Genomic DNA, 24168 nt, shown 5'->3' with positions numbered 1-24168 from the left:
ACACATCTGCATGGCGGGATCGTATATTTTGGCGGTTAGCCGAAGCGCCCTGTCCCTTCGTCATTCTCGGGTCTTCGCGACGCCGCTGCGCGGCTGCTTCGCCAGTGGGATGACGAAGCTGAGAGCTTGCGGCCAATCTCCCAACGCAGGCGCTTGTATCCACTTCATGTCTTCTTATATAACATGTTATCAAAATTGGACAAACCGACCATGGAAGACATCATTCGATCCCTTGGCTACCTCACCCTCGGCAGCAGGCTGAAGCGTATCGGCGAGCAGTTGCAGGCCGATACGCAGCGCATGCTCGATGGGCTGGAGGTGCCGGTGCAGTCCAGCCAGTATCCTCTGCTGGCCGCGCTGGACCGGCTCGGGCCGCTGCCTGTCGGCGAGCTGGCGCAGTCACTGGGGATCACCCAGCCGGGGGTGACGCGCAGCGTGGCGCTGCTGGCCGAGTTGGGGCTGGTCGAGGCCGCGCCATCGAACGACGACCAGCGCCGCAGGATGATCTCGCTGACCGCCAACGGCCAGCGCCTGGTCGACAGGGCGAAGCGGGACGTTTGGCCGCGCATCGAGAACGCCGTTGCCGACTTGTGCAAAGGCCTTGCGGGGCCGCTTCTCGAACAACTCTCGGCAATAGAGGACGGCCTGGCGGCGGCCCCACTCGACCGTCGTGTGAAACAGGATGTCGCGCCATGAGCCATGTCCTCGATCGTCCGGTCTGGAGCGCGCTCGACACGTGGCATCGGATCTTTGCGTATGGCGACAGGCTCGCCAGGCGCTATCCCTCCTCGATCGTCCCCTTCGCGGCTTCCGGGGCAGACGACGCTGAGAGCCTGCAGGCGCTCGCAAGCCTCATTCCTGCAGGTGAGAGCGTGTTCATGCTCCAGGCGGACCCCATTGCCTTGCCGCCGGAACTGACCGCGACCGTGACCGCCTTCGGTGTTCAGATGGTTGCTGCGGCGCCATTGCCTGCCGTGTCGGACGAGCGTGTGCAGCAGCTGACGCAGGACGACGCGGCCGGGATGCTCGCTTTGGCGTCACTGACCAGGCCCGGCCCGTTCACGCTCAAGGCGCTGAGCCTCGGCGAGTTCTGGGGCGTGAAGATCGACGGCCGGCTGGCGGCGATGGCCGGCGAGCGCATGAAGCAGCCCGGCTACAGCGAACTCAGCGGCGTCTGCTCGCATCCCGAATTTCGCGGCAGCGGCCTCGGCCGGCTGCTGTCGGTGTTCGTGGCCAACCGAATTTTTGCGCGCGGCGAAGTTCCCTACCTGCATGCCTATGCCAGCAATGCCGGCGCGGTCCGGTTGTACGAGTCCATCGGCTTCAGGCTGAGGGCAGAGATGAATGTGGCCGTCGTGCAGCGCGCCGGATAGGCCGCCTTGCGGGCCTCAGGCTGATTTCGGCTCCAACCTGCGGAAACCCACGGTTTCCATAAGCATATCTTCCTCGACCATCCCGGCATTGTGCAGCGCAAGCAGGTTCAGCGCGATCTCCCGCGCCTCCGCCGAATCGGGATGCACGTCGCGCCTGCGGCAGGCTTCGTCGAACACGCGTTGCAGCCTGGCGATGTCGTCGGGTTTCAGCAGGCCACGGTCATAGACGGACTTTGGCATGGCACTCTCCTCCAGAAGAGGTAGGGCGCCATGTTTAAATGTCCATTCTTTTCCGGGGCTTGGGTGGGCAGCTGCCTGGGTTTGCGATAATCCGGCCCGAGCGTTGCAATCAGACCGCGATCGTGCTGCCATTCATTCAGCCACCTCTCGTCATCGTCGGGCCTGTCTCGCCGCAGTCTGCTTGACGTGTCGGCGCGCTTGCGAAACAAGGGCTGCCACAAACGACAGCGAGGCACAAAAGTGAGTTTCTGGGGACTGGCGCAGCTCGTCGTTTCGACGGTGATCTTCCTGCTGGCGGCAATCGCGGCCAAGCAATGGGGGCTGGCGCCAAGCCTTGGCAAGATCGTGCTGACACTGGCGCTCTATACGGCGGGCAATCTGATGATGCTGCGGCTGGTTCGTGAGTTCGGCATGTCGGTGTCGTTCAGCCTGTCGGCGGTGATCCAGCTGGTGGCGGTCAATGTGGTGGCGCTGGTGTTCTTCGGCGAACGCGTCAATGCCTTGCAGGCGACCGGCATCGTGCTGGCCATCGCGGCGGTGGTGCTGATCTCGCTCGGGCCTTACCTGCAGGGGCGACTGTAATCCGATGAAGACCCCGCGTGCGTTCACCAACTGGCTTGAATTTCCGGTGCTGCTGGCCGGGCTGGTGATAGCCGCCGGGCTGTGGGGCTTCGAGGAACTGATGGAGGTGGCGCGGGCCACCACGCCGCACGCTTTCGATACTGAGATCCTGCTTGCTTTCCGAAAAGTGGGTCAGCCGGATGTTCCCGTCGGCCCGGCATGGCTGGAAGGCGCGATGCGCGACATCACCAGCCTCGGCAGCTCCAGCGTGCTGGTGCTGATCGTAACGGCGGTGATCGTCTACCTCCTGCTGATCCGTAGGCCGAGGACGGCGCTGCTGATCTTTGTCGCGGTGGCTGGCGGGCAGCTGCTGTCGACCTTGCTCAAGGCCGGCATCGACCGGCCGCGCCCCGATCTTGTCTCGCACCTGGCCAACGAGACGTCGCTGTCGTTTCCCAGCGGCCACGCCATGCTGTCGGCGGTGACCTATCTCACGCTGGGCTCGCTGGCAGCGCGCTTCCTGCCGGGACGAACGACGAAAATCTATGTCCTCAGCCTGGCGGTGCTGGTAACGCTGCTGGTCGGCGTCAGCCGCGTCTTTCTCGGCGTCCACTGGCCTTCCGACGTGCTGGCGGGATGGTGCGCCGGCTTCACCTGGGCGACGCTGTGCTGGCTGGCGGCGCGAATGCTGCAGCGGAACAAGGCGGTGGCCGGTGGCAACGAGCCCGAAGACTGACGATCCGGAGCGACATTCAAATCAGCCGGTTGATCAGCCCGTGTCCGCAGCCTGCCAGCAGAAAAACCGCCGACAGCAAGGCTGCCGACGTCGTCAAGGTCCTGAAAATCTTCAACTGATATTTCCCCGCCAATAAGAGCCAAGGCGGTTAACGTAGCATGCTCATCCCGTATCCCGCCATCCGGCTTTGTGGAGAGATCATGTTTCATGTATGCTTTATGATGGTTGAAACATCACTATGATTGTATTACACGTCGTCTCCGCAGACTCAGACGGGGGTTCCGACCGATGATCACTGCCGCCCAGATGCGCGCCGCGAGGGCGCTGGCCGGCATCGATCAGAAGACGCTCGCCGAGCGTGCCGGCGTTTCGCTTCCGACGATCCAGCGCATGGAAGCGAGTGACGGCGTGGTCAGGGGTGTGGTCGATACGCTGATGAAGGTTATCCAGGCTCTCGACGAGGCCGGGGTGGAGCTCATCGGCGAGAACCAGACCAGCGAGCGCGGCGGCCGGGGCGTGCGCCTCAAGTCGGTCGCGCCGCCGAACCCGCAAGGCTGAGCCGGCATATAGTCGCGACGGCGACCGCCGACAGTCCTGCCGACGATCCCGCCGCCTTCACGCAAGCGGAAGGCAGTCCATGGATCAGATCCGGCGGGCAGTGCATCAACCGGCCCAGAAGTCGGCAAAGCCGACATTTTCAGAGCTGTTCACGCCCAAGCTGGTGACGGTCTGGCGCGAAGGTTACCGCCTGCCGCAGTTCAAGGCCGACTTCATGGCCGGGCTGACCGTCACTATTGTCGCGTTGCCGCTGTCGATGGCGATTGCGATTGCTTCGGGCGTGACGCCGGAGCGCGGCCTGTTCACGGCCATTGTCGGCGGCTTCATCGTCTCGGCGCTCGGCGGCAGCCGCTTCCAGATCGGCGGCCCGGCCGGCGCCTTCATCGTGCTGGTGGCGGCGGCGGTGCAGCGCGAAGGCGTTGACGGACTGCTGCTGGCGACGATGATGGCCGGCATCTTCCTGCTCGCCATCGGCTATCTCCGGCTCGGAACCTATATCAAATTCATCCCTTACCCGGTGACGGTCGGCTTCACCGCCGGCATCGCAGTCATCATCTTCTCCGGCCAGATCGTCGAACTGTTCGGGCTGAGGCTTGCCGGGCCGGAGCCCGGGCCGCTGCTGCCGAAGCTGATGGCGATCGGCCACGCGGCCGGCACGCTCAATATCTCGGCAACGCTGGTGGCGGCGCTGACCATCGCCACCATCGTCGGGGTGAAGCGCTGGCGGCCCGGCTGGCCGGGCATGCTGATCGCCGTCGGACTGGCCTCCCTTGTCGTGGCGCTGCTTTCGCTGCCGGCGGAAACGATCGGCACCCGCTATGGCGGCATTCCGCGCAGCCTGCCGTTGCCGGCACTGCCGGCACTCAACCTCGACAAGGCGCTTGCGGTGCTGCCGGATGCGGTGGCTTTTGCGCTGCTCGGCGCCATCGAATCGCTGCTCTCGGCCGTGGTCGCCGATGGCATGACCGGGCGGCGTCACCGTTCCAATTGCGAACTGGTGGCGCAAGGCTTTGCCAACATCGCGTCTGCCCTGTTCGGCGGCATCTGCACCACCGGCACCATCGCCCGCACCGCCACCAATGTGCGGGCCGGCGCGCATGGGCCGGTTTCCGGCATGCTGCATTCGCTTTTTCTGCTGGTCTTCATGCTGGTGGCCGCACCGCTGGCCAGCTACATCCCGCTTGCCGCCCTTGCGGGTGTGCTGGCGGTTGTCTGCTGGAACATGTTCGAGAAGCAGGCCTTCGCCACGTTGCTGCGCGCTTCGCGCGGCGACGCCCTGGTGCTGATGGCAACCTTCCTGATCGTCGTCTTCCGCGACCTCACCGAAGGCATCGTCGTCGGTTTCGCGCTAGGCTCGATCCTGTTCATCGACCGCATGGCCAAGTCGATCGCCGTGGAGGCGGATTTGCCGCTGGTGCAGGACGATGTCGCCGACAGCAGCGGCCGCGCCTACGATGCAAGCGAGGCAAGCGACGCCGACACCGTCGTCTATCGCATCTCCGGCGCCTTCTTCTTCGGCGCCGCCTCGACTGTCGGCACGGTGCTCGACCGCATCGCCGACCAGCGCAAGAACTTCATCCTCGACTGTTCGGCGGTGCCGTTCTTCGATTCCACCGCGGCCAATGTCATCGAGGGCGCGGCGCACAAGGCGAAGCGCGCAGGAGTGCGTTTCATCATCGCCGGTGCCTCGCCGCAGACACGGCGCATGCTGATCAACCACGGCGTCAAGCGCCCGCTGGTGACCTTTGCCGCTTCGATCAAGGATGCGCGGGCGCAACTCAAAGCCGCGCCCGTTGGCTGAGCCGGCAAATGTGCGCCGTCAGTCCAGGCTCAGCACCACGATCTCGCCCTCGTTCATCAGCGGCACGAAAATCCGCGTGCCGTCTGTGCCGATATCGGCGCTGCCCGGCTTGAACTGCTCTACAGCCTCCGGCGCCTCGCCGACTTTGTACCGATAGAGCGTGCCGGTCATGAAGGCGGTGGCGTAGATGCTGTCGCCGATGGCGACGACGCCGTCGAGGTCGGCAAAGTTTTGTGCGCCAGGCAGCGGCGTCACGGCTTTCGTCGCGAGATCGACCGACAGCAGGCCCCCGGGCGCGGCAGTGCTGAAGTCCGGCTTGATGCCCTTGCCCCAGGACGCCACGATCAGCCGATCGCGATCGGCAAAGATGCCGTTGGGTGCGGCGAGCTTCGCATCCTTCACGAACAGGTCCGGCTTGTCGCCGTCAATGCGGTAGATCGCATCGGCCAGCATGTCGGTGACATAAACCTTGCCCGAACTGTCCGATGTCACGTCATTGAGGAAAACGGCGCCGGGCACATCGATCGTCGAGATGAGCTTGCCGCTGGCGAGATCGACGATGCGCACCTTGGTGATGTCGGCGACGTAGAGCTTGCCGCCGGAGATCGCCGAGCCCTTCGGTGCATCCATGCCGGCGGTCCAGTGCCGGCTAACGACCTTGCCGTCCAGCGATAGCACCGAGAGATAGCCGTTGCCGTCGGCTTCACCGGGATTGCCGACGATGTTGGAGACGATGATGCGGTGGTTGGCGGCATCGAACAGCGCCGATTCCGGTTGCTCGAAGCCCGAGGCGCGCCAGAGTTCGGCGGCCTCGGCCGCAGGCACGAGCGCGATAGCGAAGGCGGCGAGACAAATAAAGGGGATGAGGGTTTTCATGGCCAGGTCTCCTGTGATGGATGGCGGAGAGCTAGGAGTTCCGATACTTTTCCGGAAGGACGATTCGAGCTAGTATCGGAAGCCGATACGAAATGGCGCAAAAGAGGTGCATCCCATGAACGGCCTGATCTTCGAGGCGCTGAAGCGGACGCTGAAGGCCAAGGGCGTCACCTATCGTGAGCTAGCCGGGCGGATGGGCGTTTCCGAGCCGACGGTGAAGCGCATCTTCCACGAGCGCAACTGCAAGCTCGACCGTCTCGTCGGGATCTGCGCTGCCGCCGGCGTCGAGCTGGAAAACGTGCTGGGGTCGATGAACCGGGGGCCGGGACCGGTCAACCGCATCGCGCCGGAGGTCGAGCGCAAGCTTGCCGGCCGGCCGGCGTTGCTGTTCATCTTCGTCATGCTGTCGGAGAAATTTACGCCCGAGGGCGTCATGCGCTCGCAAGGCTTGAGCGAAGCGTCGATGTTCCTCTATCTGCGCGATCTCGAAGCGCTCGGCCTCATTGCGCTGGGCAGCGGGTTGTCGGCACGGCTGCTGGTCGACACACCGATCCAGTGGAATTTCGAGGGGCCGCTCAGGCCGCTATTCGAGATGACAAACAAGAATTTCATCGGCTGGGCGATCACCCATCTGGAGCGGGAAGCGACCTTCGTCTCTTTCTCCAGGCGGATGCGGCCGGAGACGGCGGAGATGGTGAAGCGCGAGGCGGAGGAACTGGCCGAGCGCGCCAAACTGCTCGCCCATCACGACCAGCACACGACGCCGGAAGACGGGCTGACCGGCTACAAATGGACATTTGCTTTTGGCGCAACCCCGTTTCCGGCGATCATGCCGATCGGCCCGCACCCCAGGGATGCCGGTGCGTCCGACCGGCCCACCGCTCCGGCAAAGGGACGCCGCCCGTTGCCGGCTTGACGCGCCAGCCGCGTTTCAAAAACGAAACCATGATAGAGTTCGCGCGCTGATTTGCCAGACTGTACGGGGCGGGTTTGCCGAATGCGTGACCGTCCCCGCAAAATCGAAGTGATCCTATGCCGACCGCGCCAACACTTGAACTTCGCCGCTATTCGCGCCTGAAAAATTTGCGGGAGCGCGCAGAACGCCAGGGTGCTGCATTGCAGTTCTGGGCGCGCACGGCATCGCTCGCCGTGATCTCCTGCTTCTTTTCCTTGATCAGCCGCTGGGATGCCTCGCTGCTCTTCGTGCTGGCGGGCCTAGCGCTGTTCCAGCTCGTCGGCCTGATCCAGTTTCGCTTTGCGCGCCGTCGCAACGCGCCATGGTGGATCGGTTACCTCGTCGGTACGCTGGACATCATTCTGTTGACCGTTCTGCTGGTAACGCCCAACCCGTTTTCCCTCGAGGTCGCGCCGGCTGCGATGCAACTGCGCGAGGGCAGCTTCAAATTCCTGCTGATTTTCGTATGCCTTGGCGCGCTGACCCTTTCGACGCGATTGGCGCTCTATCTCGGCGCGCTCGCGGCCTTGACGTGGACGATCGGGGTGGGATGGGTGGTTTTGCATGCGGGAACCGTCATTCCGGCAACGAACCTCTATTCGCTGCCGATGACAGAGCGACTGAATCTCTATCTCAACCCCAATTTCGTCGATACGTTCGCGCAGGCGACCAATGTGTTGGTTGTCCTGATTATCGGCGCGATCATGGCGCTGGTCGTCTCCCGTTCCCGGCATCTGTCGGAAGACTATGTCAAGGCGGAGCGCGCCCGCGCCAATCTCGCCCGGCATTTTTCGCCCAATGTCGTCGACCAGCTCGCCTCGGATGACGAGCCCTTCGGTCCGGTCCGCCGGCAGGATATCGCGGTGCTGTTCGCCGACATCGTCGGCTTCACACACTATTCCGAGGATCATCCGGCCGAAGCAGTGTTCGAACTACTGCGTCAGTTCCACCGTCGCATGGAGCAGGTCGTTTTCGACCACCATGGCACCGTCGACAACTATATCGGCGATTGCATCATGGCGACCTTCGGGGTACCGCAAGCCAGCCATGACGACGCAACCCGGGCCATCCGGTGCGCTGAAGCGATGATCGCCGCTATCGAAGACTGGAATGTCCAGCGTGTGTCCAGGGGATATCCGCCGCTGGACGTTCGGATCGGTGCACAATATGGCGCCGTCGTCCTCGGCGCGGTCGGCAGCGAGCGCAACCTGTCCTTCGCGGTGGTGGGCGACACCGTCAACGTCGCCAGCCGTTTGCAGGCGCTCTGCCGGGAGCTTCAGGCGAATATTTGCTTTGGGTCACGACTGATTGAGGCCGCGAAGGCGGAATCGCTCGGGACACAGCTGAATGCGCGCGATCATGGACCGGTTAGCATCCGCGGCCGGGACGAACCGGTCCATGTCTGGGTCGAACACAGAGCCGAAAACCAGGGCGCTATTGCGGTTTCGGCGTGATGCAGGCCGCCATGTGAGACGCCTGCACCTCGGCAGGATGGACGCCAGAAACCTCGACAGGATCGCGCCCGCCAGCGTGCGCAAAGCTGGCCCGTTCGAGAGCGACTTTCGCTGCCGCATCGATGCGGTTTGGTCGAAATGGTTAGCCGTGCGTTTTCAAATGCAGCATCGGATGGTGTTCGTAGTGCCCGGCGCCATTCTTCACGATCGGGTCCTCCGAGGTGATCGCCTCTATGTCCAGATCATCGGCAATCCGATAGAGCGACACCCCATAACCGCCAGCCGGGTCCATCACGGGGCCGTGCGCGACGATAAGCCTCTTTTCAAGCAGGTCATCCAGGAATGCTCCGTGCTGCTTCATCCACTCTTCCTCATCGGTGGTCATCGTTGCCAGAAAGTCGGAACGCGGCGGAATATATTTGCACAAATAGGACTTCATTCGGCGCTCCTCGGCGAAAGGAGGCTCGCCTGCCGGACTGGCCTGGCGATGCCTTGATTTTAGATCAATCGGCCACGCCCATCTGCTTGCGGAAGCTCTTGTCGAACATGTTTTCGGGCACGAAGCGCCGCATGAAGCGAAGACGGCCTGCCGTTTTGCCAGGCGTATAGCGCATGCTCGGCGTCTTTTCGGTGGCTGCCTGTACCACTTTGTCGGCCACGGCTTCCACCGGATCGCCGCTCGCGATTCTGTTGCGCCAGGTCGAATTCATGGCTGAGCGCCCCTGCTCGTAGACGCCGGAAATCCGGTCAGGCTGTTCGGCGTTCTCTTCCAGTCCGGTGCGGGTGAAGGCGGGCTCGACAAGGGAAACCCTGATGCCGAACGTTCGAAGTTCGTGATCGAGCGACTCGGAATATCCTTCGACTGCGTGTTTGGTGGCGGTGTAGAGGGCGGTGAATGGCCCCGGCAGGAAACCGGACACCGAACTGATGTTGATGATCCGGCCCTCGCCCTGTCTGCGCATGATGGGCAGCACTTCATTGGTCATGCGAACGATGCCGAAGACATTTATGTCGAACAGGCTTTGGGCTTGAGCGACCGATGATTCCTCGGCGCCGCCGATCAGGCTGCGGCCCGCATTGTTTACCAGTACGTCAATCCGGCCGGCGAGGGCGACAACTTGCTTGATGGCGTCTCTGACGGACCCATCATCGGTGACGTCGCAAGGGACCATGTGAATGCCCTGACGCACTTCGTTGGGCGCAGCTCGGCGGCTGGTGCCGAACACGCGATACCCCGCCCGGATGAGCGCAAGTCCGGCCGCATGCCCGATGCCACCCGAAGCGCCGGTGATCAGCGCGATCTTCTCGGCGCGCGACTGAACTTGTGTCATCTCAACTTTCCTGCCTAATGATTATGATCGTAATCATTGGTGATAATGACCGCCGTAATCATTGTCAAGCGCCTCCGCCACGTCTTATATGTCGATCATCATCAATAGGAGAGGATGCGGTCGTGAAGGTGAGCAAGGAGATGGTCGAGTTAAATCGAGAGCGGGTCATCGATACCGCTGCAAAGCTCTTCCGCGAACAAGGGATCGACGGGATCGGCATTGCCGATCTGATGAGCGCGGCCGGGCTTACCCACGGAGGCTTCTACCGACAATTCAAGTCGAAGGACGACCTCATCGTTCAGGCCATGCAGCGGGCCTTCAGTGACATGAGCGCCGATCTATCCGCCCGGCTCGCTTCGACCGATACTCCGTTGGAGACGCTCGTGCGCCACTACATCTCGGACCATCATCGCGACAATCCGGGGCACGGATGCAGCCTCACCGCACTGGCGGCCGATGCCGCCCGGCACGACGATCCAGCGCTTCGATCGTTCTTCGGAAGCATCGTCAGCAATTATGTCGCGTTGATCATTTCACTCCTGCCGGGAAGCGACCCGGCCGCGAAGCGGAGTGCCGCGATCGCATTCCTAGCGGAAATGGTCGGATCGGTGATCCTCTCCCGCGTCGTGCCCGATCCGACGCTTTCCGCTGAGATCATCGACACTGTCTCGAATGATCTCATAGGGCGCCACTCGCCATCGGCGCCGGTTTGAATGGTTGCTATTCGGCGGCCTTCGCCTCAGCGGCCCTATCTTCCCAGGTCACCGCCCGGTAGTCGAACCCAAATTCCAGCGTCGGTTTCACGATGCGGAAGAAGGGTGACAGGTCGAAGTCGCGCGGCGTGTAGAGCGAGTGGTGGCGGATGTGCAGGATTTCGCGGCGCGAATAGTTCGACTGCGCCGAGGCGCGGCCGGGCGCGCGGGTGATCTCGGGCAGGATCGGGTAGCGGATCTCGCCATAGGCTTCGGCGATCAGCGTCGAGCAGATGGCGCGGGTCGGATCGCCGGAACCGAAAGCCAGCATGCGGCGGCGCCAGCGCACCGGCACCGGTGGCGTCGGCAGGAAAAAGCGCAGCATGTCGAAAATGTTCTTGAGATCGTATTTCAGGCCGAGCTTGCCGATCATGAAGGCGACGACATGGTCGCGGTCTTCCGGGGTCAGCCCGCTCGCCCGGCAGATACGGGTATTGTAGGTGCGGTAGCGCGACAGCGGCACGGCGACACAGCCTTCGCCGAGCGTGACTTCGATCAGCCGACGCCGTTCCGATCCGTCCTCCGGCTCGGACAAGGCATCGCCGATATAGAAAGCCGCATGCGACCAGGTCGACTGTGTCAGGTATTTGATTGCCGCCGAGATCTTCTGGTTGCCTTCGATGAGCAGGATGTCGCCGGGCTCGAGCGTGCGCCGCAACGTCTCGGCGTCGGACGGCGTGTAGGGCTCATAGCCGGAGGATTCGTCCTGCAGCCGGCCGGCAAGCCAGCGGCCAAGGCGGTCGAGAAGCGTGTCGCGCGGCGCGGTCATGGCAAAGTGTGACTAGCACGAGGTGACGTCCTCGGCCATGATCAACCGACCGGGACCTCTTCCGACGATGCCGGGCCGGCGAGGTCGTCGCGCGCATTGCGCGCGAGTTTCTTCGTCGAGCGCTTGGGGCTGTCGCCGAACAACTCGGCCGCTCCGGCAAGGCAGCTCTTCTTCAGGCTTTTTTCCGAGCGCTTCAAAAGCTTGCCAAGAAGCCTTGTGTCCTGCGCATCGCCGAGCGGCTCACCGTCGGCCTCGAGCAACACGCGCATGACGAAGACGTCGTGCAGTTCGCCGAGTTTTTCGCCAAGTTCATCAACTGCCTTGCGCCGCACCTTGATCGGCGTCGGCCACAGCCGGCCGAGCAGCGACAAATGCATCGAGTGGGTCTTGGCAGCCTTGCGCAGATCGTGGAAATCCTCTCCTTCGCCGCGCGATCCCGCCCGGTCCAGGGCCTTCCTGGCACGGCGCAAGGTCTTGCGAGCGCCTTCCGCAAGCACATCGGCTGCATGCTCAGGCAGATCGGGGAGCAGCAGCCGCTCTATCCTGATCAGGCCTTCCTCGCAGGCGGCGGTGGCCGCGCCTATGGCGGCGTCGAGGCCGGCGCCGGCATGCATTTCATGCTGGCGGGCAATCAGCCGGTCGCGCACGCTGTCGAGGCCGCCGCCGGCAACCTGCTCGGGAAAGGCGGCTGCCAGCCGGTCGACGGTCTCGACCAGCGCGGTCGCCTCGCGCGGCCCGGCAAGCAGCGCCGCCACCTGACGGTAGCATTGGTTCTCAGTCGGACAGAATGTTTCATTTCCGGAACGGACCAGCCGCAGCAAGGCGCGCGCGCTCTTCAGCCGCTTGCGGCATTTGTGCAATGCCTGCTCCGGCTGGTCGCGCGCGACGGCCAGATGGGCAAGCGCCTTGCCGATCTCCTCGCCAAGGATACGCCTGACCTCGCCGGTCAGCGGCAGGCGCGGATCGATGCGAAAGCTCATGCGGCGATCTCCGGAATCCCCCTAGAGCATGATGCCGAAAAGTGTGAAGCGGTTTTCGGACGACATCATGGTCCATCTCTTTTGATTTAGAGCCGGATTCCGATTTTAGGTCGACCCGACCTAAAATCATCCGGCTCTAGGGCGAGCGACGCGTTGTAAAATCTCTGCTCGCCGGTCACTTCGCGGCCGAGCCAATCAGGCAGCATTTCGTCAGGTACATCCTCCGGCGTCTCCAGTTCGGCCACCACAAGGCCGGCTAGGATCCCGCCGAAAACATCGACTTCGTAGAGATAGCCGCGATGCCTAACATGGTGGCGTGTCTTCTCGATGACATGTCCGATGGCGAAGGCCAGCATCTCCTCTGCGTCCGCCAGTGGAATTTCATATTCGTATTCGTCACGCTCGCGGATCTTGCTGCCGAATTTGAGCGTCAGCTTCGCCGAACTGCCGTCGCTGATGCGCACGCGCACGGTGCGGCCAGGTGCTGCGGCAAGGTAGAACTGGCGAATGCGTATATTCGCCTCGGCCATTTCTAGCCATTCGGCGGTGGAGACCAGGAACTTGCGTTCGACTTCCTTGCCCATGGCCGCGCACTAAAGCGTCTGCGGCCCGACATGGCAAGCGGCCGTAGATAATCAATTTGACTTTAATCAATCGATTGATTAAAGAGGCCGACATGATCAAATCCGCGCCCGACAAAATGCCCCGCCAGGAGACATCGCCCGCCGAGCAGACGCGCGCCGCACTGGTGCTGGCCGCGCTCAAACTGTTCGGGCGGCAGGGCTTCGACGGCACCTCGACGCGCGAGATCGCGGCGGAGGCGAAGGCCAACATCGGCTCCATCGCCTATCATTTCGGCGGCAAGGAAGGGCTCCGCGGGGCCGCCGCCGACCACATCGTCGAGACCATCCAGGCGGTTGCTGGCCAGGCGCTCGGCGGCATGCAGCTGCAAGGTCAAGCCAGTTCAGAGACGGCGCGGGCGCAGCTCTCGACCGCATTGGAGCGGATGGTAGGATTTATCGTCGCCCGGCCGGAGGCGGGCGATATCGTACAATTCGTACTTAGAGAGTTGTCGCATCCGACGGCCGCCCTCGACCGCATCTATGACGGGGTGTTCGAACCGACGCATCGCCGCCTCTGCCAGATCTGGGAACAGGCGACGGGCGAGCCGGCCGAAAGCGAGGCCACCAAGCTCGTGGTCTTCACGCTGATCGGCCAGGTCATCTATTTCCGCATCGGCCGCGAAGCAGTGATGCGTCGTATGGGCTGGCGCGAGATCGGTAACGCCGAAGCCGCCAAGGTGGTGGCGGCGGTCACAAGCAATCTTGGCGCCATACTGGCGGCCCGAAATCCGGTCGCCCGCAAGGAGGGCAAGCGATGAGTTTTCTCTGTTCCCTGCCGCTCGCGGCCCAGCTGTTCGGCGCCTGCGCGCCGGCAGCGCCGCTTGCCGTCGGCTATGTCGAGGGCGACTATGTCTTGCTGGCGCCGATCGAAGTGGCGCAGGTCGAGACCGTCGCGGTCAAGCGCGGCGACCGTGTTGTATCAGGCACGCCGGTGGTGACTCTCGAAAGCGCCGACGCAAAAATCGCCGTCGCCCAGGCAGAGGCCGCGCTCGCCCAGGCGCAGGCGCAGCTTGCCGACCTGCAGATCGGCAAGCGACCGGAGGAGATCGCGGTGCTGAAGGCCGAGGTCGACATGGCCAAGGCCCAGGCCACGGATGCCAAGCGCAAATACGACCGCGCCGCCGACCTGTTCAAGCGCGGTGCCGGCACGCAGGCCGACTACGACACCGCCGCCGCGACGCTGGAGACCGCCAATGCGCAGGTCGGCCAGGCGCAGGCCAACCTCGCCGTCGGCGGTCTGCCTGCGCGTCCCGAAACGATCAAGGCGGCAGACAATCAGGTCAAACAGGCACAGTCGGCGTTGGAACAGGCTGAGTGGCGGCTATCGAAGCGCGTGCTGGCGGCACCCTCGCCCGGCCGCATCAATGACGTCATCTGCAATCCCGGCGACACCGCTGGTCCGACCGCGCCTGTCATTTCGATGTTGCCGGACGGTGCGGTGAAGCTCAGCGTCTATGTCCCGGAAAGTGCGTTCTCGTCGATCAAGGTCGGCACGCTGCTTGTCGTCCATTGCGACGGCTGCGGGCCGGAGGTGAAGGCGCGCGTCAGCTATGTCTCGCCCGACCCGGAATTCACCCCGCCGGTGATCTACTCGCTCGAGAACCGGCAGAAGCTGGTCTACCTCGTCGAGGCGCGGCCTGAGGGCAAGGCGCAAGCGCTGCAGCCGGGACAGATCGTCGATGTCGAGCTGGCGGCCTCAAAATGAACGCCATCGACGTTCATGGCCTGGTCAAGCGTTTCGGCGACAAGACTGTCGTCGACCATGTGACGATGACGGTGGCCGAGGGCGAGATCGTCGGCTTTCTCGGGCCCAACGGGTCCGGCAAGACGACGACCATCCGCATCATGTGCGGCCTGCTGACGCCCGACGAGGGCGAAGGTACGGTGCTGGGTTTCAACATCCGCACCGAGTCGCTCCGCATCAAGCGCGAAGTCGGCTACATGACGCAGAAATTCTCGTTCTACGAGGATTTGACGATCGGCGAGAATCTCGAATTCGTGGCGCGGCTCTACCGGCTGAAGCCGGTCGAGGAGCATGTGTCGAAAACGCTGGAAGAGCTTGGCCTGACGAGCCGCCGCAACCAGCTCGCCGGCACGCTGTCGGGCGGCTGGAAGCAGCGGCTGGCACTGGCCGCCTGCATCATGCACAAGCCGAAGCTGCTGCTGCTCGACGAGCCGACCGCCGGCGTCGATCCGAAGGCGCGGCGCGAATTCTGGGACGAGATCCACCGGCTGGCGAGCGGCGGTCTGACCGTGCTGGTCTCCACCCATTACATGGACGAGGCCGAGCGCTGCCACCGCATCAGCTACATCTCCTACGGCAAGATGCTGGCCACCGGCACGGTGGACGAGGTGGTGACGAATGCCGGTCTGACCACCTTCGTGCTGCAGGGACCGCGCCTCGACCAGGTCGCCGATGCACTCAGGGACCGGCCCGGCGTCGACCAGGTGGCGCCGTTCGGCGCGACGCTGCATGTCGTCGGCTCCGACAAGGCAAAGCTCGAAAAGGCGCTCGCCGATGTCGAGAAGGGGCACAAGGGTGTCAGCGTAAAACCCGGCGAGACCAGCCTCGAGGACGTCTTCATCCAGTTCATGTCCGGCTCGAAGGACAATATGGCATGAACAGCGTCTTCTCCTTCGCCAGGCTAGGTGCGCTGCTGATCAAGGAATTCATCCAGATGCGGCGCGACCGCATCACCTTCGCCATGATGCTGGGCGTGCCTCTTTTGCAGCTGGTGCTGTTCGGCTACGCCATCAACAACGATCCCAAAAGCCTGCCTGCCGCACTGGTGGCGACCAGCAACGACCCCTACACCCGCGCCATTGTCGCGGCCCTGCAGACGACCGGCTACTACCGCTTCGACCATGTCGCGCAAAGTGCCGAGGATGCCGAATTCCTGATGGCGCGCGGCGATGTCGCCTTCGTCGTCACCATCCCGGCCGATTTCGGCCGCCGGGTGGAGCGCGGCGACAATCCGCAGATCCTGATCGAGGCCGACGCAACCGACCCGGCCGCCGCCAGCGGCGCCATCTCGACGCTAAGCAAAGTGGCCAGCCAGGCGCTGCTTCGGGCGCAAGGCATGCAGGAGGCGGCGAGTGAGGCCGCCAGGGGCCAGCTCGATGTGGTGGTGCACCAGCGCTACAATCCGGAAGGCATCTCGCAATACAACATCGTGCCCGGCCTGCTCGGCGTCATCCTGCAGATGACCCTGGTGATGATGACCTCGATCGCGCTGACCCGGGAGACCGAGCGCGGCACTATGGAAAACCTGCTCGCCATGCCGTCCAGCCCGTTCGAGATCATGCTGGGCAAGGTGCTGCCCTATCTGGTGGTCGGCGGCGTCCAGGTGGTGGTGGTGCTGGCGGCGTCGAAGCTTCTGTTCGCCATTCCTTTCACCGGCTCGATGTCGCTGCTGCTTACCGCCGTATTGGTGTTCGTGCTGGCGCTGGTGCTGCTTGGCTACACCATCTCGACCATCGCCCGCACGCAGATGCAGGCGCTGCAGCTGACCTTCTTCTTCTTCCTGCCGTCGATCCTGCTGTCCGGCTTCATGTTCCCCTATCGCGGCATGCCGGGCTGGGCGCAGACCTTCGGCGAGATTTTCCCGCTGACGCATTTTCTGCGCATCACCCGCGCGGTGATGCTGAAGGGCGCTGAACTGCCGGCGGTTGCGGGCGAGATCGCCTGGCTGGTCGGGTTCGTGGCCTTGTTTGCCGGCGTCGCATTGGTGCGGTTCAGGCGCACGCTCGACTGAGCGTTCAGGAATTGAGCGATCGCGGACCGCTGACGAACGGGCTGCCCCTGACATAGAACCGCAGCGGGCGGTCCGCATCCTTCGTGATGCCGATGCGGATGCCTTGGCCGATGTCGCTGGCCTGATGCTCGTCGGCTGCCAGCCATAGCGGGCCTTGGCGGCACAGATCGAGGCCGTCCAGCGAACGGTCGATCCGCAATGCCTGGGCGAGCCGCCCCGGCCCGCGCGCCAGGTCGCGCAGGCGCTCCACGCCCCGGTTCAGCCGCATGATGGCGATGCCTTCGAGCGGCTCCAGCGCCCGGATCAGCACGCCGGTGCCGGTGCCCGGCCCCTCGCTCGAGACATTGAGCATCCAGGAGACCCCATAGGCGAGGTAGACGTAGGCGTGTCCGGGCCCGAGGAACAGCGAACGGTTGCGCGGCGTCATGCCGCGATAGCCGTGCCCGGCGGCGTCGCCGGTGACATAGGCCTCGGTCTCGACGATACGGCCGCTGACGATGCCTTCCGGCAGCTCCCGCACCACGAGCTTGCCGATGAGATAGCGGGCGAGATCGGCCGTATCATCAGGCAGTTCGGCACGATCGAGCGGATGGTGGCCGGTCATGCTACCGCCACCGTGTTTCAAGGTATCCGTTCGACCCATTGCGCGCGCGACTGCCCCGGCTCGAACGGATCGCCGAAATACTGGGTTTCGCGAACCACCTTGCCATCGACGAACTCCATGATGCTCACCGTATAGGACGGAATCCCGTCATAGGTCAGGACATATTCGGTGATCCAGAGGTCGCCTGACCCGGTGATCCGCCGCACGGCAAAGCGCTTCCGGTTGGGCTGCGTGGCGCGCGACGACTGGATGTTGTGCCGTCCGCTGATGCGCTCGCCTGATTGCGGATAGTCAAGCACCGCGTCCTCGCGATAGATCTGATGCTCCGTATCGAGATCATTGGCATTGGAGGCAGCCCAATGGCGATCGAGAGCCGCCCTTATCTCAGCGTCTGCCATATCGGTTCTCAGCCCGCGGCCATGATCTCGGCATAGGTGGTGAAATCGACATTGCCGCCTGACAGCACGACGGCGACGCATTTGCCCGACAGTTCGATCTCGCCTGACGAGAGCGCCGCCAGCGCCACGCAGCCGCCGGGTTCGACCACCAGCTTGAGATGGGCCATGGCGTCGCGCACCGCCTGTGCGGCCGCCTTGTCGGAGACGGCGATGGCGCCGGCGAGGTTCTTGCGGTTGATCTCGAAGGTGATGGCACCGGGCTCTGCGGTGAGGATGGCATCGCAGATCGAACTGTGGCCGGGCTCGTTGGAAACCCTTTTTCCCTCGATCAGCGAGCGGCGGGTGTCGTCGAAATGCTCGGGCTCAACCGCCCAGATTGCCGTGGCCGGCGAGGCATCCTTGACGGCGATCGAAATGCCGCTCGTCAGGCCGCCGCCTCCACAGGGAATGACGACCGCGTCGAGGCTGACGCCGAGCGCTTTTGCCTGGCGCATCAGTTCGAGACCGATCGTGCCCTGGCCGGCGATGATGGCCGGATCGTCGAAAGGAGGCACCAGCACCATGCCCTTGTCCATGTAGGGTCGCACCACCGTCATTCGGTCGTCGCGAAAGCGGTCGAACGGCACCACTTCGGCGCCCATCTTGCGGACATTGGCGATCTTCATCGCCGGCGCGTCGGCCGGCATGGCAATGACCGCCTTGACGCCGAACATGGCAGCCGCCGCGGCGACGCCCTGAGCATGGTTGCCTGAGGAGAAGGCGACGACGCCGCGGCTGCGCTCTTCTTCGCTCAGCGAAGACAGTTTGTTGTAGGCGCCGCGGAACTTGAACGAGCCGGTGCGCTGCAGCGTCTCCGGCTTGAACAGGATGCGGCCGCCGAAGCGTTTGTTGAGTTCCAGCGATTCGATCAAGGTCGTTTCGGCGATCAGGCCGGAGAGCCGCGCGGCGGCGGCATGGATGTCGGCGATGCCGGGAAGCGTGGTCATGGCGAAGTCCTGAAAGGGATGAGATCGGCGCATGGTGCACGCAAAGGCAGGCCACGCACCAATGAAAAAATGTGACCGTTACAAAGTTTGGCGGGCATGAGCGGCGACGAGGGTCAAACTGGCCCACCCCTCCCGCCTTTATCAGCCGGGCCGTATCGGCTAAGGGCGGGGGAGCAGAATCCCGGACCGCCAGACATGACCGCCAAGCCAAAACCCCTGTTCCTCGGTATCGACACCGGTGGCACCTATACCGATGCCGTGCTGTGGTCGGAACAAGGCGGGCCAAAAGGCAAGGTGCTGGCCAAGGCCAAGGCGCTGACCACGCGGCACGATCTTGCCGTCGGCATTTCCGGCGCGGTCGATGCGGTGCTGGGAAAATCGGCCACCGATCCGGCCGCGATCAAACTCGTGTCGATGTCGACGACGCTCGCCACCAATGCGCTGGTCGAGGGCCAGGGTGGGCGTGTGGCGCTCATCATGATCGGCTTTACCGGGGCCGACCTTGCGCGCGACGGGCTGAAGACGGCGCTCGGCACCGATCCGGTGGTGTTTTGTCCGGGCGGCCATGACGTGCACGGCAATGCGGCCAAGCTCGATCTGTCGGGGCTGGAAGCAGCACTCCCTGAACTCGGCGCCTCGGTGTCGGGCTTTGCCGTGTGCGCCTATTTCGCCACCCGCAACCCGGCGCATGAACTCGCCGCGCGCGACCTCATCCGCGAAAAGACCGGCCTGCCGGTGACCGCCAGCCACGAATTGTCGGCCAAGCTCGGCGGCCCGCGCCGCGCGCTCACCACCTTGCTCAACGCCAGGCTGATCTCGATGATCGACCGGCTGGTGGCGGCAACCGAAGGATTTTTGGAAGCCCGCAACATCGCAGCGCCCCTGATGGTGGTGCGCGGCGATGGCGCGCTGGTTTCGGCGGCGTTTGCCCGCCAGCGGCCGATCGAGACCATCCTCTCCGGCCCGGCCGCCAGCCTGGTCGGCGCCCGCCACATGACGGGCCTGGACAACGCCATGGTGTCCGACATTGGCGGCACCACCACCGATGTCGCCGTGCTCGACGGCGGCCGTCCTCGGCTCGATCCCGAAGGCGCCACCGTCGGCGGCTTCCGCACCATGGTCGAGGCGGTCGCCATGCGCACTTTCGGCCTCGGCGGCGATTCCGAGGTGGCACTGGAAGATGGCGCGCTCAACCCGAAAATCCTGCTCGGGCCGCGCCGCCTGGTGCCGCTGGCGCTGGCCGGCATGATGCATGGTGCTTCAGTGACATCGGAGCTCGAGCGCCAGCTCAGGGCGCCAAACCCCGGCCGCATGGATGGCCGCTTCGCGCTGCGCACCGGCGTGCCGGACCGGCTCGCCGCCGGCCTGACCGCGCCCGAGGCAAAGCTCTACGAGCAGATCGGCGCTGTGCCGCTCGCCATCGATAGGCTGCTGACCTCGAACGCCCAGAACGCGACGCTAAACCGGCTGGTGTCGCGCGGGCTGGTGCATATCTCGGGCTTCACGCCCTCGGATGCCGCCCATGTGCTGGGCAAGCAGGCCAATTGGGATCCCACTGCTGCCCGGCTCGGGGCCGAACTGTTTGCCCGCAAGCGTGATGGGCGAGGCCAGTACATCGCGCCGTCTCCGGAGGTGATTTCCGAACGCGTGCTGCTGACGCTCACGCGCTGGTCGGCCGAATACATTCTGGAGACAGCCTTTGCCGAGGATGGGCTGGATGGCGCCGCCACCGTCGCGCATGCGCTGGTGCAGCGCGCCGTCGATTCCCATCCCGGCATCGCAAGGCTCAGCGTCGCGCTCGATCGTCCGGTCATTGGCCTCGGCGCCTCGGCGCCGCTGCACTATGCCGGCTTGGCCGAGCTGGTCGGTAATGAGTGCGTGGTGCCGGAGGATACGGATGTCGCCAACGCGCTCGGCGCCGTCGTCGGCCAGGTCCGCGTCTCCGCCGAAGCCCGCGTCAGCCAGCCCAAGGAAGGTTTGTTTCGTTTGGCGTCGGGGCAAACGGTGCGCGACTTCACCGACGAGGCCAAGGCGATCGCGGCAGCGGAGGCTGATGTGCGGGCGATCGTAGCCGCGCGCGCGAAGGATGCCGGCACGGATAATGCCGAGATCGACGTTTCGACCGAGTTCAAGGTGTCTACGGTTGAGGCCCAACGGATGTTTATCGAAGCGCATGTGGTGGCGGTTGCATCGGGTCGGCCGAGGATCGCGGTTTAGGGTAATCTCCCCCCTTGGGGCCCCTTGGGGGGAGATCAGCAGCTTCAAAATCCCCGCCTTCACCCTAAGCTGAATTGACCCTTCACCCCTGACATGCCAAAGGCCGCAAAGCCTTTCATCTGGAGAAGCCCTGATGACCGATCGCGTCGAGATCGCCGGATTGCGGATTGCCCGCGAACTGCATGACTTTGTCGGCGAAGCGCTGCCGGGTACCGGTATTGCCGCCGACGCCTTCTGGAACGGCTTTTCGTCCATCGTCCATGATCTCGCGCCGAAGAACCGGGCGCTGTTGGCCAAACGCGACGCCATGCAGGAACAGATCGACGCCTGGTACCGCGCCAATGGCGCGCCCATCGATATGGAGGCCTACAAAACCTTCTTGCGTGAGATCGGCTATCTCGTGCCCGAAGGGCTGGCCTTCTCCGTGTCGACCGACAATGTCGACCCCGAGATCGCCACCGTTGCCGGGCCGCAGCTGGTGGTGCCGGTGATGAATGCGCGTTATGCGATCAACGCCGCCAATGCCCGCTGGGGCTCGCTCTACGATGCGCTCTACGGCACCGACGCCATTGCCGAGACCGGTGGCGCCGAGAAGGGTAAAAGCTTCAACCCCGTGCGCGGCGCCAAGGTGGTTGCCTGGGCGAAGAGTTTTCTGGACGAGTCCGTGCCGCTCACCTCGGGCAAATGGGCCGGCGTGAACGGGCTGACGGTTTCGGGTGGCACCTTGCGGCTCGGCGCCGGCGCCGGCGGCACCACGCTGGCCAACCCGAAACAATTTGCCGGCTATCGCGGCGACGGCGCCAACCCGGAAGCCATCCTGCTGGTCCAGAACGGCCTGCACATCGAGATCCTCATCGACCGCACCAACCAGATCGGCCGCACCGACCCGGCCGGCATTGCCGACGTGATCCTGGAATCGGCGCTGACCACCATCCAGGACTGCGAGGATTCGGTCGCGGCGGTGGATGCCGAGGACAAGGTCATCGTCTACCGCAACTGGCTCGGCCTGATGAAGGGCGATCTGGCGGAGGAAATCAGCAAGGGCGGCAAAACCTTCACGCGCAAGCTCAATCCGGACCGCGCCTGGACCGCGCCCAGTGGTGGCGCGCTGAGCTTGCCTGGCCGCTCGCTGATGCTGGTGCGAAACGTCGGTCACCTCATGACCAATCCGGCCATCCTCGACCGCGATGGCAACGAGGTGCCGGAAGGCATCTTGGATGCGGCGATGACGGCGCTAATCGCGCTGCACGATGTCGGCGCCAACGGGCGTCGGATGAATTCCCGCGCGGGCTCGATGTATGTGGTGAAGCCGAAGATGCATGGGCCGGAGGAAGTCGCCTTCGCAGTCGAGATTTTCGACCGCGTCGAGGCGCTGCTCGGCATGGCCAAAAACACTATCAAGATGGGCATCATGGACGAGGAGCGGCGCACCACCGTCAACCTCAAGGAAGCGATCCGCGCGGCGAAGGAGCGCGTCGTGTTCATCAACACCGGCTTCCTCGACCGCACCGGCGACGAGATCCACACCTCGATGGAAGCCGGGCCGATGATCCGCAAGGGCGACATGAAGCAGGCCGCCTGGATCTCCGCCTATGAGGCGTGGAATGTCGACATCGGGCTCGAATGCGGGCTCGCCGGTCATGCCCAGATCGGCAAGGGCATGTGGGCGATGCCGGATCTGATGGCGGCGATGCTGGAACAGAAGATCGCCCATCCCAAGGCCGGCGCCAACACCGCCTGGGTGCCGTCGCCGACAGCGGCGACGCTGCACGCCACGCACTATCACAAGGTCGATGTCCACGCCGTCCAAGCGGCGCTGAAGAGCCGGCCGAAGGCGAAGCTCGATGATATATTGTCGGTGCCGGTGGCGGTGCGGCCGAACTGGACCCCCGACGAGATCCAGCGCGAGCTCGACAACAATGCGCAAGGCATTCTGGGCTATGTCGTGCGCTGGATCGACCAGGGCGTCGGCTGCTCGAAAGTGCCCGACATCAACGATGTCGGCCTGATGGAAGACCGCGCCACGCTGCGCATCTCCTCCCAGCACATCGCCAACTGGCTGCACCACAAGGTTTGCTCCGAAATTCAGGTGATGGATTCGCTGCGGCGCATGGCAGCGATCGTCGACCTCCAAAATGTCGGCGACCCGCTCTACCGCCCGATGGCCACCGATTTCGACAATTCCATCGCCTTCCACGCCGCCTGCGACCTGGTGTTTAGAGGCCGCGAACAGCCGAATGGCTATACGGAACCGGTGCTGCACGCACGGCGGCTGGAGCTGAAGGCGAAAGAGCGGGCCTGATCCTGCGGCGGAAAGGCGTCGGCTGAGGCTGCCCAGCTTCGCGACCGCACTCGTGGGAAGACGCTGCCTCCATTGCCTGCAATCACTAATTTAGCCTGCAGCGTGACTGTTTTGACACAGGTTTCGCAAGGATTTGGGTGTATTGCTAAGACATTGATCAATTGATGGTCGGGTCGGGGGACATCCATGCGGCTTTTTGCAGGAATTTTGCTGGTTGCGGGCATGACTGTGACCGGGGCCAATGCAGCGGATTTCGTTGAACCGGTAGCCTCCACCTATTCATGGACCGGCTTTTACATCGGCGCGAATGCGGGTGGCGCCTTTGGCAATATCGACGGCAACTTCATAGGCATCACTGGATCGGCCGACATCAGCGACTTCACCGGCGGTGTCCTGGTCGGTGCCAACTATCAATCCGGCCCGTGGGTTTTCGGTATCGAAGGCGACATAAATTATCTGGGCTTCAAGCAGGAATTCGACGACGGCGGTCTTTTTGCGCGTGCAAGTCTGGATGCCTACGGGACGATCCGGGGTCGCGTCGGCTACGCATTCGATCAGTTTCTGCCCTATGTCACCGCTGGCCTTGCCGTAGGCAATGTCAAGATCGACGAACATGTCTTCAACGAAACCGAAACCAAGCTTCAGACCGGATATGCGGTCGGCGGCGGTGCGGAATATGCTTTCAACAACAATTGGACCGTTCGCGCGGAATATCTATACGTCGACCTCGGCAAGAAGGATTTCGGGTTCGATCCCGTCGATCCTTACAACGTGAAGACGAATTTCAGCGTCGTTCGCGCAGCCTTCGCCTACAAGTTCTGACTTTTAGCAAAGCCAGACATCATCGGTTCTTGATATCGGTCCGGGCGGACAGCTAGCCATCCCGACAAAGCAGGC

General features: G+C 63.8%; 26 protein-coding genes. 16 read left to right on the top strand and 10 right to left on the bottom strand.

Features of this window, described 5'->3' with window-relative positions:
- The first annotated feature begins 210 nt into the window (after positions 1-210).
- Positions 211-696: a MarR family transcriptional regulator gene (locus tag X730_RS157480; protein ID WP_023825834.1), complete on the top strand. Its 486-nt coding sequence runs from the start codon at positions 211-213 to the stop codon at positions 694-696.
- Positions 693-1373 carry a GNAT family N-acetyltransferase gene (locus X730_RS157485; protein ID WP_023825833.1) on the top strand — a complete coding sequence of 227 codons (681 nt, stop codon included), beginning with the start codon at positions 693-695 and terminating at the stop codon, positions 1371-1373. The genes X730_RS157480 and X730_RS157485 overlap by 4 nt, the downstream gene beginning before the upstream one ends.
- A gap of 15 nt (positions 1374-1388) precedes the next feature.
- Here the strand turns inward: X730_RS157485 and X730_RS157490 are convergent, their stop codons facing one another.
- The gene (locus X730_RS157490; RefSeq protein ID WP_023673272.1) at positions 1389-1613 is read right to left on the bottom strand and encodes a hypothetical protein; all 225 of its coding nucleotides are present in this window, start codon (positions 1611-1613) and stop codon (positions 1389-1391) included.
- Positions 1614-1853: 240 nt separating this feature from the next.
- Between X730_RS157490 and X730_RS157495 the strand changes: the two genes are divergently transcribed.
- From X730_RS157495 to X730_RS157510, 4 genes are all read left to right on the top strand, one after another.
- Positions 1854-2195: a hypothetical protein gene (locus X730_RS157495; protein WP_023673273.1), complete on the top strand. Its 342-nt coding sequence runs from the start codon at positions 1854-1856 to the stop codon at positions 2193-2195.
- Between the two features lie 4 nt (positions 2196-2199).
- Complete coding sequence (locus X730_RS157500) at positions 2200-2910, top strand: phosphatase PAP2 family protein (RefSeq protein ID WP_023825832.1); 711 nt, start codon at positions 2200-2202, stop codon at positions 2908-2910.
- 288 nt (positions 2911-3198) lie between these two features.
- Positions 3199-3468 carry a helix-turn-helix transcriptional regulator gene (locus X730_RS157505; RefSeq protein ID WP_023825831.1) on the top strand — a complete coding sequence of 90 codons (270 nt, stop codon included), beginning with the start codon at positions 3199-3201 and terminating at the stop codon, positions 3466-3468.
- A gap of 79 nt (positions 3469-3547) precedes the next feature.
- Positions 3548-5269, top strand: a complete 1722-nt coding sequence (locus tag X730_RS157510; RefSeq protein ID WP_023825830.1) for a SulP family inorganic anion transporter — start codon at positions 3548-3550, stop codon at positions 5267-5269.
- Between the two features lie 18 nt (positions 5270-5287).
- Here the strand turns inward: X730_RS157510 and X730_RS157515 are convergent, their stop codons facing one another.
- Positions 5288-6145: an ATP/GTP-binding protein gene (locus X730_RS157515; protein WP_023755332.1), complete on the bottom strand. Its 858-nt coding sequence runs from the start codon at positions 6143-6145 to the stop codon at positions 5288-5290.
- Between the two features lie 115 nt (positions 6146-6260).
- Between X730_RS157515 and X730_RS157520 the strand changes: the two genes are divergently transcribed.
- Positions 6261-7061 (top strand): helix-turn-helix transcriptional regulator, encoded by an 801-nt coding sequence (locus X730_RS157520; protein WP_023739823.1) that lies wholly within the window; start codon positions 6261-6263, stop codon positions 7059-7061.
- A gap of 116 nt (positions 7062-7177) precedes the next feature.
- On the top strand, positions 7178-8554 hold the full coding sequence (locus tag X730_RS157525; RefSeq protein WP_023755333.1) for an adenylate/guanylate cyclase domain-containing protein: 1377 nt from the start codon (positions 7178-7180) through the stop codon (positions 8552-8554).
- A gap of 142 nt (positions 8555-8696) precedes the next feature.
- On the opposite strand, the gene X730_RS157530 is transcribed toward X730_RS157525, so the two are convergent.
- Positions 8697-8993, bottom strand: coding sequence for a YciI family protein (locus X730_RS157530; RefSeq protein ID WP_023703852.1), 297 nt, complete (start codon positions 8991-8993; stop codon positions 8697-8699).
- A gap of 64 nt (positions 8994-9057) precedes the next feature.
- On the bottom strand, positions 9058-9885 hold the full coding sequence (locus X730_RS157535) for an oxidoreductase (RefSeq protein WP_023673282.1): 828 nt from the start codon (positions 9883-9885) through the stop codon (positions 9058-9060).
- A 122-nt stretch (positions 9886-10007) separates the two neighbouring features.
- On the opposite strand from X730_RS157535, the gene X730_RS157540 reads away from it, so the two are divergent.
- Entirely contained in the window at positions 10008-10598 is a 591-nt protein-coding gene (locus tag X730_RS157540; protein ID WP_023755334.1) for a TetR/AcrR family transcriptional regulator, read from the top strand.
- Between the two features lie 7 nt (positions 10599-10605).
- Here the strand turns inward: X730_RS157540 and X730_RS157545 are convergent, their stop codons facing one another.
- The 3 genes from X730_RS157545 to X730_RS157555 all read right to left on the bottom strand — a co-directional run bounded on the left by X730_RS157545 (position 10606) and on the right by X730_RS157555 (position 12970).
- A complete protein-coding gene (locus X730_RS157545; RefSeq protein WP_023755335.1) occupies positions 10606-11406 on the bottom strand; it encodes a hypothetical protein in 801 nt (266 codons plus the stop codon).
- Between the two features lie 41 nt (positions 11407-11447).
- Positions 11448-12386 (bottom strand): CHAD domain-containing protein, encoded by a 939-nt coding sequence (locus X730_RS157550; protein ID WP_023825829.1) that lies wholly within the window; start codon positions 12384-12386, stop codon positions 11448-11450.
- An 86-nt stretch (positions 12387-12472) separates the two neighbouring features.
- Positions 12473-12970 (bottom strand): CYTH domain-containing protein, encoded by a 498-nt coding sequence (locus X730_RS157555; protein WP_023739820.1) that lies wholly within the window; start codon positions 12968-12970, stop codon positions 12473-12475.
- Positions 12971-13062: 92 nt separating this feature from the next.
- Between X730_RS157555 and X730_RS157560 the strand changes: the two genes are divergently transcribed.
- From X730_RS157560 to X730_RS157575, 4 genes are read left to right on the top strand one after another with little or no spacing between them, the layout of a single operon-like run.
- Positions 13063-13767 (top strand): CerR family C-terminal domain-containing protein, encoded by a 705-nt coding sequence (locus tag X730_RS157560; RefSeq protein ID WP_023681279.1) that lies wholly within the window; start codon positions 13063-13065, stop codon positions 13765-13767.
- Positions 13764-14714: an HlyD family efflux transporter periplasmic adaptor subunit gene (locus X730_RS157565; RefSeq protein ID WP_023825828.1), complete on the top strand. Its 951-nt coding sequence runs from the start codon at positions 13764-13766 to the stop codon at positions 14712-14714. Before X730_RS157560 ends, X730_RS157565 begins: the two co-directional genes overlap by 4 nt.
- Complete coding sequence (locus X730_RS157570) at positions 14711-15631, top strand: ABC transporter ATP-binding protein (protein WP_023825827.1); 921 nt, start codon at positions 14711-14713, stop codon at positions 15629-15631. The genes X730_RS157565 and X730_RS157570 overlap by 4 nt, the downstream gene beginning before the upstream one ends.
- The gene (locus X730_RS157575) at positions 15628-16764 is read left to right on the top strand and encodes an ABC transporter permease (protein WP_023696062.1); all 1137 of its coding nucleotides are present in this window, start codon (positions 15628-15630) and stop codon (positions 16762-16764) included. Before X730_RS157570 ends, X730_RS157575 begins: the two co-directional genes overlap by 4 nt.
- 4 nt (positions 16765-16768) lie before the next feature.
- Here the strand turns inward: X730_RS157575 and X730_RS157580 are convergent, their stop codons facing one another.
- Genes X730_RS157580 through X730_RS157590 form a run of 3 tightly spaced genes read right to left on the bottom strand, consistent with a single transcriptional unit; the run spans position 16769 to position 18752 of the window.
- Positions 16769-17368 carry a DNA-3-methyladenine glycosylase gene (locus X730_RS157580; protein WP_023748245.1) on the bottom strand — a complete coding sequence of 200 codons (600 nt, stop codon included), beginning with the start codon at positions 17366-17368 and terminating at the stop codon, positions 16769-16771.
- A gap of 17 nt (positions 17369-17385) precedes the next feature.
- Positions 17386-17766 carry a nuclear transport factor 2 family protein gene (locus X730_RS157585; protein WP_023825826.1) on the bottom strand — a complete coding sequence of 127 codons (381 nt, stop codon included), beginning with the start codon at positions 17764-17766 and terminating at the stop codon, positions 17386-17388.
- A gap of 8 nt (positions 17767-17774) precedes the next feature.
- Positions 17775-18752, bottom strand: coding sequence for a threonine/serine dehydratase (locus X730_RS157590; RefSeq protein ID WP_023825825.1), 978 nt, complete (start codon positions 18750-18752; stop codon positions 17775-17777).
- A 195-nt stretch (positions 18753-18947) separates the two neighbouring features.
- Here X730_RS157590 and X730_RS157595 point away from each other — a divergent pair, with 195 nt between their 5' ends.
- The 3 genes from X730_RS157595 to X730_RS157605 all read left to right on the top strand — a co-directional run bounded on the left by X730_RS157595 (position 18948) and on the right by X730_RS157605 (position 24093).
- Positions 18948-20969, top strand: coding sequence for a hydantoinase/oxoprolinase family protein (locus X730_RS157595; protein WP_023825824.1), 2022 nt, complete (start codon positions 18948-18950; stop codon positions 20967-20969).
- Positions 20970-21102: 133 nt separating this feature from the next.
- Positions 21103-23271, top strand: a complete 2169-nt coding sequence (locus X730_RS157600) for a malate synthase G (protein ID WP_023825823.1) — start codon at positions 21103-21105, stop codon at positions 23269-23271.
- Positions 23272-23457: 186 nt separating this feature from the next.
- Complete coding sequence (locus tag X730_RS157605) at positions 23458-24093, top strand: outer membrane protein (protein WP_023825822.1); 636 nt, start codon at positions 23458-23460, stop codon at positions 24091-24093.
- Positions 24094-24168: the final 75 nt, after the last annotated feature.

The organism is Mesorhizobium sp. L103C131B0, from assembly GCF_000502275.1.
Lineage (GTDB): Bacteria > Pseudomonadota > Alphaproteobacteria > Rhizobiales > Rhizobiaceae > Mesorhizobium.
Note: the sequence above shows the minus strand (reverse complement) of the source record. Positions and strands in the feature narration are given on the sequence as shown.